General features: G+C 57.8%; 15 protein-coding genes. 12 read left to right on the top strand and 3 right to left on the bottom strand.

All coding sequences use genetic code 11. The annotated features are described in order from the left end of the window. The first annotated feature begins 491 nt into the window (after positions 1 to 491). From AC1DH9_RS15705 to AC1DH9_RS15745, 9 genes are all read left to right on the top strand, one after another. Positions 492 to 875 carry a response regulator transcription factor gene (locus tag AC1DH9_RS15705; protein WP_477761292.1) on the top strand — a complete coding sequence of 128 codons (384 nt, stop codon included), beginning with the start codon at positions 492 to 494 and terminating at the stop codon, positions 873 to 875. A gap of 77 nt (positions 876 to 952) precedes the next feature. After that, on the top strand, positions 953 to 1735 hold the full coding sequence (locus AC1DH9_RS15710) for a hypothetical protein (RefSeq protein ID WP_477761293.1): 783 nt from the start codon (positions 953 to 955) through the stop codon (positions 1733 to 1735). Positions 1736 to 2259: 524 nt separating this feature from the next. Further along, on the top strand, positions 2260 to 2538 hold the full coding sequence (locus tag AC1DH9_RS15715) for a hypothetical protein (RefSeq protein ID WP_477808394.1): 279 nt from the start codon (positions 2260 to 2262) through the stop codon (positions 2536 to 2538). After that, a complete protein-coding gene (locus tag AC1DH9_RS15720) occupies positions 2535 to 2726 on the top strand; it encodes a hypothetical protein (RefSeq protein ID WP_477761295.1) in 192 nt (63 codons plus the stop codon). The genes AC1DH9_RS15715 and AC1DH9_RS15720 overlap by 4 nt, the downstream gene beginning before the upstream one ends. Further along, positions 2723 to 2923: a hypothetical protein gene (locus AC1DH9_RS15725; protein WP_477761296.1), complete on the top strand. Its 201-nt coding sequence runs from the start codon at positions 2723 to 2725 to the stop codon at positions 2921 to 2923. The genes AC1DH9_RS15720 and AC1DH9_RS15725 overlap by 4 nt, the downstream gene beginning before the upstream one ends. Further along, a complete protein-coding gene (locus AC1DH9_RS15730) occupies positions 2920 to 3096 on the top strand; it encodes a hypothetical protein (RefSeq protein WP_477761297.1) in 177 nt (58 codons plus the stop codon). The genes AC1DH9_RS15725 and AC1DH9_RS15730 overlap by 4 nt, the downstream gene beginning before the upstream one ends. A gap of 150 nt (positions 3097 to 3246) precedes the next feature. Next, on the top strand, positions 3247 to 4137 hold the full coding sequence (locus AC1DH9_RS15735; protein ID WP_477761298.1) for a RecT family recombinase: 891 nt from the start codon (positions 3247 to 3249) through the stop codon (positions 4135 to 4137). Next, a complete protein-coding gene (locus tag AC1DH9_RS15740) occupies positions 4134 to 5771 on the top strand; it encodes a YqaJ viral recombinase family protein (protein ID WP_477761299.1) in 1638 nt (545 codons plus the stop codon). The genes AC1DH9_RS15735 and AC1DH9_RS15740 overlap by 4 nt, the downstream gene beginning before the upstream one ends. A gap of 81 nt (positions 5772 to 5852) precedes the next feature. Continuing rightward, on the top strand, positions 5853 to 6293 hold the full coding sequence (locus AC1DH9_RS15745) for a hypothetical protein (protein WP_477761300.1): 441 nt from the start codon (positions 5853 to 5855) through the stop codon (positions 6291 to 6293). A gap of 92 nt (positions 6294 to 6385) precedes the next feature. Here AC1DH9_RS15745 and AC1DH9_RS15750 read toward each other — a convergent pair whose 3' ends face one another. Then, a complete protein-coding gene (locus tag AC1DH9_RS15750; protein WP_477761301.1) occupies positions 6386 to 6967 on the bottom strand; it encodes a hypothetical protein in 582 nt (193 codons plus the stop codon). Positions 6968 to 7148: 181 nt separating this feature from the next. Here AC1DH9_RS15750 and AC1DH9_RS15755 point away from each other — a divergent pair, with 181 nt between their 5' ends. Next, the gene (locus tag AC1DH9_RS15755; RefSeq protein WP_477761302.1) at positions 7149 to 7553 is read left to right on the top strand and encodes a hypothetical protein; all 405 of its coding nucleotides are present in this window, start codon (positions 7149 to 7151) and stop codon (positions 7551 to 7553) included. Between the two features lie 10 nt (positions 7554 to 7563). Here the strand turns inward: AC1DH9_RS15755 and AC1DH9_RS15760 are convergent, their stop codons facing one another. Beyond that, positions 7564 to 7749 (bottom strand): hypothetical protein, encoded by a 186-nt coding sequence (locus tag AC1DH9_RS15760; protein WP_477761303.1) that lies wholly within the window; start codon positions 7747 to 7749, stop codon positions 7564 to 7566. 96 nt (positions 7750 to 7845) lie between these two features. On the opposite strand from AC1DH9_RS15760, the gene AC1DH9_RS15765 reads away from it, so the two are divergent. Both AC1DH9_RS15765 and AC1DH9_RS15770 read left to right on the top strand, forming a co-directional pair. Beyond that, positions 7846 to 9144 (top strand): DNA-methyltransferase, encoded by a 1299-nt coding sequence (locus AC1DH9_RS15765; protein WP_477761304.1) that lies wholly within the window; start codon positions 7846 to 7848, stop codon positions 9142 to 9144. After that, on the top strand, positions 9141 to 9431 hold the full coding sequence (locus tag AC1DH9_RS15770; RefSeq protein WP_477760925.1) for a hypothetical protein: 291 nt from the start codon (positions 9141 to 9143) through the stop codon (positions 9429 to 9431). Before AC1DH9_RS15765 ends, AC1DH9_RS15770 begins: the two co-directional genes overlap by 4 nt. Before the next feature lie 111 nt (positions 9432 to 9542). Here the strand turns inward: AC1DH9_RS15770 and AC1DH9_RS15775 are convergent. Then, positions 9543 to 9944: hypothetical protein (locus tag AC1DH9_RS15775; protein ID WP_477808395.1), on the bottom strand; the 402-nt coding region annotated here is incomplete at its 5' end.

Genomic DNA, 9944 nt, shown 5'->3' on the forward strand with positions numbered 1-9944 from the left:
GGCCACACCTGTGGGGCGAGAGAAAGTCAGGTGAACAAAATTGCGCTGCCACTACTGGCGACCGGCGACAGACAGGCACGAAAGCCTGCCCACGATGGGATACCCCATACGGCTGTCGAGGTGTTGACCGAACTGGCGAATGACCCGGTAAGCGGCGCGAGACAGATTCAAAATTAGCGCTCTGAGCCTCGGCTATGAGGAGCGCCGGACCTCATGCGGTGTGCCYACTTAAACAGGCGCCAGGGACTGTACGTCGCATGTTGTAAGCACCAATGACCACCTGGCAACGCTGATCAAGCTGGGTGAACAGGAAGTCCCGACGCCAGACCAAAGACGCGCCGGACCTGCAATCAGTAGCGGGGAAAGGCAAAACATCGCTGACGCAATAACCCCGGTCTGACGCCAGTAGCGTGACCGGGCGTTTTACGAACAGTTTCACCACTACACCTGGCCTGCCGGGTGCAGCGGGAAACCAACCGGGAGTCACTACGATGGAAGCGACAATCATCAACGGCGCATGGAAGGGTCACCTCGGTCGCGGCCTTGCACCGCGAGAGCTTCAGTTCCTTCTCTGGATTGCCCAGGGATTCACCTCGAAAGAGATCGCCCGAGAGGCAGGCATCGAGGCCGGCACCGTTAAAAAGCGCCTCACCAATGCGATGTTCAAGCTCGGCGTCACGCGGCGCACCGCCCTGGTGGCTGAGGCGATGAAGCGGCAGATCATCACGCCGATGTGCTTTGTCCTGGCGGCGCTGGTCGCCATTCACTCAATGCTCGATGACGAGTTGATGCGCCGTGATCGCCGCGTGCCTGATCGTCGTACAGCTCAAGTCCGGATGGTGCGGCGGGCCGAATGCCCTGCTCTGGCCGTATGACCGAAACACAGGTTTCACTGGCTGGCCTTGGTGACAGGGCCAGATGGGAAATCAACCGATCAAGCACGGAGCACCAAATGAGCGAACAAACACTTCAGCAGCTTCTGGCCGAGCGGGTCGCCACTTATGCTGCATCCGATCGACCGCGCGAGCTGATCGACGAAGGTATTGAAAAGATGTTCAAGTCCGTCGTCGAGGATGCATTCCGCTCCTACGGTGACTTCTCAGGCCAGATCAAAGAAGCGGTAAAGGCTGCCCTACCGGCGAACGTTTCCGACATGTTCGAGCTTCAGCGTTACAACTCGCTCATCGCCAACGCCCTGCGTCAGCGCTGGGAAGAGGCGGCCATGGGCTCGGTCATCTTGGAGCACGCCGACAAGAGCATCACCGAGCTTCTTTCTGCCGACGGACTACTTACCGGCGAGGTTTCGCTGAAATCCTTGCTCGATGAGTTCATCGATGAGCACAAAGAGCGGGCCGCCGAAGAGCGCTGGAGTTCACCAGAAATCCGATTCGAAGAAAGCAGCTCCTATTCGTCTGAGTTCCTCTACATCGCATTCGACCCTGAGCCGGAAGGCAGTCGAGATCGGCGCATTTATAGTTCCGGCGAGCGCGGTATTCATAGCCTGAAGCATTCGCTTCACGTTCATATCAAAGGTGAGCGCGAAACTGGTGATCGGTTCCGCGCGAAAGAACAGTTCGGTGAAGTGATGAGCGCCAAGCTCGATGACAACAAAGTGGCAATCAACATGCGAATTCGCACGAAGTGGGAACGCATGCTCGCGTCCCTTTACTTCGGCAACGCTATTCTGGTGATCGACTGCGATCCAGACGACTTCTCCTATGGATTCGATGACTGACCAACCAGCGCCACGTCAGCCTGACGAAAACTGCCCGATCCTCTCGACGAGAGCGCATCGGAGATCGCTCGCCCCTCTGTCGTGATAGCAGGGTGGCCACCTTGTCCCGAGCCAGAGCGGATTTTGTCGCGGCGTAGACGGGCAACACTCAAAGGGATTCGAGCGATCTCCGATGCGGACGAAACTGCGGCTTATAACCGCCCACCTGCATCAACCCAGGGAATCAACACGGCGGTGGAAGTCCGCGCCGGAGACGTAACCGGCAAGCTTTGGCTTTAAGATAACGGAGTTCTGTCCGTAACCACATTCCTGCTTCCACACTTGCACATGGGGATCATCGCTTCGGAGCGTTTACGATAAAACTCGTAGTCTTTTGCAGGGACGGTGTTAAAGCCTTCCCAGCGTTCCTCTGTCCTACCCCAATCGTCTGAACTCGCGCGGAAACAGAGTGGCTTGAGCACTCCGCCGAGCAACTGGTATGTGGTTCCGATGTCACCTGGAAGCGTCGATCTGGCGCGGCTCGCGTGATTACTGCCGATCAATACGCCACGTACCTGCAAGGACATCTCAACCAGCGCCAGATTGATGGCTTGGACCAGCGAGATTCATTCGCACGCATCGTGCTTGCGTCCATCGTTGGCAGCCAGAGCGAAGCTCACACACATGCCGCCGACCTTCTCGGCGAGCAGCGACCGGTCGAAACCGTCGAAAAAATCGCAATGGCCATGCTCAGGCCCTACGCCGCCGACGCGGTTGCCGCCGAGCGAGAAGCGAGGGAAGACGAAGTGGATGGCGATCTGTGAGCCCTCACATCCTGATCGACCAAGCCCTTGATGGCGTCGCCGCCCCATCCGGCGCAGAGGACATCAGCCTGCTGGTCCAGGCACTGATTACGCGCCTCTTCACCGATGGCGCGATCACCACTGACGAGTTCAACCACTACTGCAAGCGGCTGCGGGAAATCTGCCAGCAGCGCAAGGAGGCATCATGACCACATCACCAGTAAAAACGCTGATCGACGAACAGCTCGAAGACGTCACAGCACACAACCTGCGCGAAGCCTATGGCTTGGCCGAACGGCGCGGGTTCTTCGGTGCCCCGCTTGAGCAGTACGCCGAGCCTGGTTATGGCGGTCGCGTCCTGCAGGTGCTGCGTTACCGAGTTGCTCAACTGGAGCGTGAGCAGTGAGCGGCCACGGCGCACATCTACGCGGTCAAAGCCTGGCCAAACGCTGCGCGAAGCTTCGACGTGAAGGCCTGCCACTGACTGAGGTCGCCCAGATCGCCGGCGTCACTCGAGAGCAGGTCGCGGCCAAGATCAAGCTGGGCGAGCGCCTTCTATCGCTCGTTGAGTCTGCATGACGACCTGCCACCTCATCTGGCGCAGCGTCGCAACCTCCCTTCACGGCTGGTCTGGCTGGCTTGCACTGATCACCCTGGCCGATCTGATCGCACCGAAGTAACTCGAATCCAATTTCACAGCGCCCCGCAAGGATGGCGCGGGAGACACTCATGTCTGCTCAAAGCGTGGCGCAAGTGGCGCACGAACAAACGCTACACATTCTTCCTCATGCTGCGACCAGCACCAGCGCACTGGTACTCGACGGCGACAGCCTCGACAAAATGATGCGCCTAGCTGATGTCATGGCCACCGGCCGCGCCACAGTGCCCAAGCACTTCAACGGAAACTCGGCTGACTGTCTCGCTGTGGTGATGCAGTCGATGCAATGGAAGATGAACCCGTTTGCGGTCGCGCAGAAAACGCACCTGGTGAATGGCGTGCTCGGTTACGAAGCTCAGTTGGTCAACGCGGTGATCACCACCTGCGCACCAGTGCTGGACCGTCTGCATTACGAGTGGTACGGCGCCTGGGAAAAGGTGATCGGTAAGTTCGACATCAAGACCAATACCGAAGGAAAGCAGTACCGCCAGCCAGGCTGGAAGTTGGAAGACGAAGAAGGCTTGGGCGTGAAGGTCTGGGCCACGTTCCGCGGCGAGGACGAGCCTCGCGTTCTGGAGCTGCTGCTGGCTCAGGCCCGCACTCGCAACAGCACGCTCTGGGCCGATGATCCCCGCCAACAGCTGGCCTACCTCGCCACCAAGCGCTGGTCCCGCCTCTATTGCCCCGACGTGATCCTTGGCGTGTACAGCCCCGATGAGCTCGAAGAGTCTGCGCCAATCATCCGTGATGTTTCTCCGACAAAGACTCGGGGCACCGCCGAGCTTCCCCCCTATCCCGAAGAAAAGCTCACCGAGAACCTGCCGAAATGGCAGATCGCGGTCGACGCCGGCAAGTCATCACCTGGCCACCTGATCGCAACCGTCAGCAGCAAATTCACCCTGAGTGAAGAACAGATCGAAAAGATCAACGCCCTCGCACCTATTGAAGGAGAGCAAGAATGAAAATCCATAACGTCGCTCAGGGCTCCGAAGCCTGGCATGCGCTCCGCGCCAACTACTTCACCGCCTCCGAAGCCCCGGCGATGATGGGCGCGTCGAAGCAGATGAAGCGTACCGAACTGCTCCACGCCAAGAAGACCGGCCTCGACCGCGACGTGTCGTGGTGGGTGCAGAAATACCTGTTCGACAAGGGCCATGAAGCCGAAGCAATGGCGCGGCCAATCTTGGAAGAACGAATAGGCGAAGACCTGTTCCCCGTTGTCGGTACCGAGGGTGACCTGCTCGCCTCGCTCGATGGTTGCACCATGCTCGGCGAGACATTGTTCGAACACAAAATGTGGAACGAACAGCTCGCCGCTGATGTGCTGGCCGGTACCCTCGACCCGCACTATTACTGGCAGCTCGAACAGCAACTGCTGGTGAGCGGCGCGGAGAAAGTGATCTTCGTTTGTTCCGATGGCACCGAGGACAATTTCGTATCGATGGAATACACGCCGATACCGGGTCGCGCCGCGACACTCGTTGCCGGGTGGAAGCAGTTCCAAGCCGACCTGCTCGACTTCACACCTGCCGAGGTTCTGCCTGAGGCCGTCGGCAAGACACCTGAAAGCCTTCCCGCACTGCGCATCGAAGTCACCGGCATGGTCACCGCCAGCAATCTGGAGCAGTTCAAGGCTCACTCGTTGGCAGTCTTTGCGGCGATCAACACCGAATTGGAAACCGACCAGCACTTCGCCGATGCCGAGAAGACGGTCAAGTGGTGCGGTGATGTTGAAGAGCGCCTGGCTGCGGCCAAGCAACACGCACTGAGCCAAACCGAAAGCATCGACGCCCTCTTCCGCACCATCGACGAGATCAGCGCCGAGGCACGCACCAAGCGCCTGATGCTCGACAAGCTGGTCAAGGCTCGAAAGGTCAGCATCCGCGAAGACATCATCATGGGTGCGGCCAAGGCACTACAAATCCACATCGACCAGATCAACGCGTCACTGGGCGGTAAGGCTCGCATGCCTGCGGTGACGGCAGACTTCGCCGGCGCCATCAAAGGCAAGAAGAGCATCAGCAGCCTGCGCGATGCCGCCGACTCAGAGCTGGCCCGGGCGAAGATCGCTGCCAGCCAGACCGGCGACAGCATCCGCGTCAACTTGGCCAGCTATGACGAACTCGCCGCAAGCCACACATTCTTGTTTAACGACCTCCAGCAGCTGGTGCTTAAGGCCAATGACGACCTGGTCGCGCTGATCAAGGTGCGGATCTCGGAGCATCAGAAAGCCGAAGAAGTGAAGGCTGAAGCTCAACGGGAGCGGATTCGGAAGGAAGAGCTGCAGCGGATCGAAGACGAAGCGAAAGCAAAGGCTGTCATCGAGCCGGCACCTGCACAACCAGCACCGACCGCCTCCTCGATGAGAGCCGCTCCAGCGGTTGCTGCAATTGCGAAGCCCGCAGTGGCCACAGCAAAGCCGGTGACCTACCGAGCGGAAGTCACGGACCTTGAAGCGCTGGTGCACGCGGTTGCCGGTGGCCTCGCACCGCTCAGCGTGCTGACCGTGAAATGGGAAGCGTTGGATGCTCTGGTTGCACAGCAAGGTTCACTGTTCAGCATGGCCGGCGTAACCCTGGTGAACGCAGCGGCATGAGCAAGATCAAGCGAGTAGTAAATCAAAGACGCCGACAGCCTTGGCTGGGCCTGCCGGCCAGCGGAATTGAAGAGGTAGACCATGGCCAAGAGTGGGAAGGAGCGATCGGCCAAGACGGCACTGAAGCGGGTGGCGAAGCTCGAGGTGGAGCTACGCCACAAAGTGCGCCACGGCATCACGGAGATGCTGGCCGATCTGATGCGCTGGAACGAAATCGAGGAAGCTGGCGAGGTGTTGCAACTGCTGATCTTGAATGCTGACCCGGTTGCGGCTCTATCGCAGGCAGCAGTAGAGCTTTCGTCGACACCACCTGGATTGATCCGACATCACGTCAGGCCTGGTGCTCTCGATCAGCTGAATGAGATTGCCAAGAGCCTGCACGGGGCCAGCCACAAGCATGCGATTGAGCTGCTGATTCTGTGTGCGCATGCGGCCGGACCCGAAGGCTCCACCGAGTATCTATGCATTCCGCGACACGAAATCGTGTTTAGCGAAAACGTGTCGCGCATTTTTTTTGAATGAAAGCCTGCGCGAATTACGCAAAGACCCGGGCGACGAGCACTTCCCTCCGAACTGATGTCTTACCTCACACTGATGAGCTGCATAGCCCGCCTTTACTTAACTGGTGGGACGGGTGATGGGTCTGATGGCAGCTTGTATACATACCTGGGGTAGTAAAGACATTCCGCTTTGGCAGCAATGGCGGCCTCATACCTGGCCTTGGGACCGTTTGGCTCTATCATAGCCACGATCATTTTTTCCTTCACGCTTGCACTAATACTGTTCATGACTTGAGCATCAGCTGCTCCACTAAATCCCGCTTCATCAATGGTTCTCGTGGCCATGTTAGCTGCGCCGCCCATCCCGCTGAAGGCCGCGATCCATGGCGCATTAGCTGCTGCATTTGCACTAATCAGAGCTGGAGCCACCACGGCGCCAGCTACGAGTCCACCAAGAGATATCCATAAGTTTTTTTTCGATCTTTTCTCGGCTAGGGCGCTTCTCGAACCTAATACCTCGCTGCATACCAAGTTCGCATCATCAATTGCAGCCTGAATGACTGGCTCTGCAATCGCATTATCCGCTCGGCCTGTTTGAGTTTGCGAAACGGCTAATAACTGTTTTTCGCTAAGTGGTGATGTACCGCATCCAGCGAAAACAAAGAAAGCAAGCGCGAAAATAATTTTTTTGATCATGCGTCGAGTCCATTCGCTGAGATTGAACAGAGTTTGTTCAAACACAGTGGTAGCACAACGAAATTAAATTGCCATAACACAGCACATTTTTTGGCTTCGTCGCGGGCCATCTGCGCATAGATAACACTCAGCCTCTTTTCGCATCAGGTCACGGAGGGCGGCGCCCGACTGGAGACAACCCATGAGCTATAACTGCGCATACGTCCGGCAGCACTATCAGGTGCCTGCCGAAGTCGGTCGCCGTGTCATCGCCTACGGAAAACCCGGTGTCATCCTCGCTGATCGCGACCACTACATCGGCGTAGTTCTGGACGAAGACCCGAAGAAGCGTATCCGGAACCACCACCCAACCCACGAAATGCAGTACGGCGAAATGGCCGATACCCTGCCGCTCAAGGAGTGGAAAGTCATCCCTCCATGGGTCGATTGGTTCGATGTTGAGCATTACATCGGCGACGCCCGCCACTGGGTGAAGACAGTCTGGGCAGCCACGCGCAGTCAAGCCAAGTACAAGGCCTACGAAGACCTGCAAGACAACTGCTATAGCTCGAAGGCCATGTGCTACTTCAAAGCCAGGCGTGCCTAACCGCCCTCACTTATTGCGCTGAATTGTCTGTGAATAGGTCAATCGACTGCCCGTAGGTAGCAAACTCAATTATCTGCCGCAAGCAAATAATCACCTCCAGTTTCTGCTTGTCGTCGGGAATTCCTATTCGCTTCAGCATCGCTCTGGCGTCTTCCTCGATCGCCGCGAGTGCATCGATGTCGCTTTGCAATCTCATGTCAGTCTCCCGTCAGGCTGCATCGAGCATAAACCAATAGCCCACTTCAACGAATCACGCCAGCCGGCGAGGCAGGCGCCTGACTGGAAATCACTTATGACCCCTTCCCTCCAGATACTGGTTGGCGACTGCCTGAAGCTGATGCGGCAGATACCTGACAACTCGGTCGACAGCGTCGTGACCGATCCACCCTACGGTATTCGGTTCATGGGCAAGAGCTGGGATGGCCAGGATATCGAAGACCGCGCCGCCTACCGGGCCAGCATGCCGTCACATGCTTCAGCGTGCGGCCCGAATGGCGGACATCGCTCAGTTGCGGCCGAGGCTGGCAAGTACGATCTGACGCCCAACGGCATGCGCGCCTTCCAGTCCTTCACCCTAGAGTGGGCAACGGAGGCGCTTCGGGTACTTAAGCCCGGCGGACACCTGCTGTCGTTCGCCGCAGCTCGCACCTACCACCATATGGCGGTGGGTATCGAAATGGCGGGATTCGAGATTCGCGACCAGATCATGTGGGTGTTCGGTTCAGGCTTTCCCAAGTCGCACAACCTCAAGGGTGACCACAAAGGCTGGGGCACCGCTCTCAAACCGGCGCATGAACCAATCTGCATGGCCCGCAAGCCGCTGACAGGTACGGTTGCGGCCAATGCTCTGGAACATGGCACCGGACCAATCAACGTAGACGCCTGTCGCATTCACGGGCCGGATGCCGCCGGCGGCCAATACACCCAGAAGCGGATGGCACCAGGACACAACGTCAATGAAACTGGCAAATGGAAGCAGGACGTGGAATTCACCGGCGAGCGAAAGGCCGGGCGCTGGCCAGCCAATCTGATTCACGACGGAAGCGACTGTGTGGTTGCGATGTTTCCGACGGAGGCCGGCGCCAGCGCACCAGTGCGCGGTAACGAAGCCAGCGCGGCGAGTACTGGCGAGATCACTGGCAAGCGCGATCGAGTGGCTGGGGCATTTCACGGCGACACCGGCAGCGCCGCCCGCTTCTTCTACTGCGCCAAGACGAGCCGCGCCGATCGGCACGAAGGCCTGATCAACCCAGGTCCCCAATTCAAACGCGGCAACACGTTACGTAAAGTTGAGAACGCTGCCACCACCGGCAACACGCACCCAACGGTGAAGCCCACCGACCTGATGGCCTACTTGCTTCGTTTGATCACTCCGGCGGGCGGCACCGCGCTCGATCCGTTCATGGGCTCAGGCAGCACCGGTAAAGCAGCAATGCGCGAGGGCTTCAAGTTCATCGGCTGCGAGATCGACGAACAGTACGTGGCGATCGCCCGGGCGCGTATTCAGCACGAGCTCGACAAACAAAACGTGCCCCCTCGATGGGTCGACAACCAACTATCCCTGTTCACTTCAAAGGAAGGTGCGTTATGAGCACATTTGCAGTGTTTGGCATGACCCGCGCTGTCGCCATGGCCGAGGCCAAGAAGCGCACCAAAGGCACCCGCAAGAATCTTCAGGCGCCAGGCGGCGTCGAGCAAATCCCTCTGCCTGAGTGGTTGGCCATGGTCGAGAGGAAGACCGAGCAGATCATGGGGGGGGTACGGTTCGCCAGCTCTCGCCGCTGTTCGACGCACCTCAGTACGCCGAACAGTTCATTGAACTGGCCCGCAAGACGCTTCAGTGCCGTGACTTGCGGATCAGGTTCAAGGCAGTCCTGACGGACGCCAAAGGCAAGCCAATCATCAACCCGAAGACGAAGGCGCCGAAGGTTGGGTTTACGGAGTGGCCGCCGAAGCAAGAGTCTCAAGCGGCGGCCTGACCCGCCCCACTTATTGCGCTGATTCTCTTTTACTGGAGTCAAGCATGCTGATAGTGAGTCCGGCCATTTCCCAATAATGATTAAGTAGAGTTATGTTTTTTTGCGCGGTTCCACTTAACGGGTCCCAGTTAGGAAGCCGCTTGCAAACATCAAGAGCAAAATCAGAGGCAACTTTTAACTCGTTCAGCATGTACACCTGCCCTGCATCCAGCTCCATAATGTCAATCGATTTCAATGCCTCGATATGCGGCGGCCATTTCAGATTCCAGCCTATTTCTAAATAAGGATTAATGGTATTAGCTCCAAAATCCTCTACGGCATTGAAGATAGTACTGTGAAGAAGTCTTAGTTGCTCCTGTTGGTTTTTCGCCAACAAAAGCAGAATGCTTTTTATTCTTTCAGACTTTTGTTT

It is taken from the genome of Pseudomonas sp. 05T35, assembly GCF_056396605.1.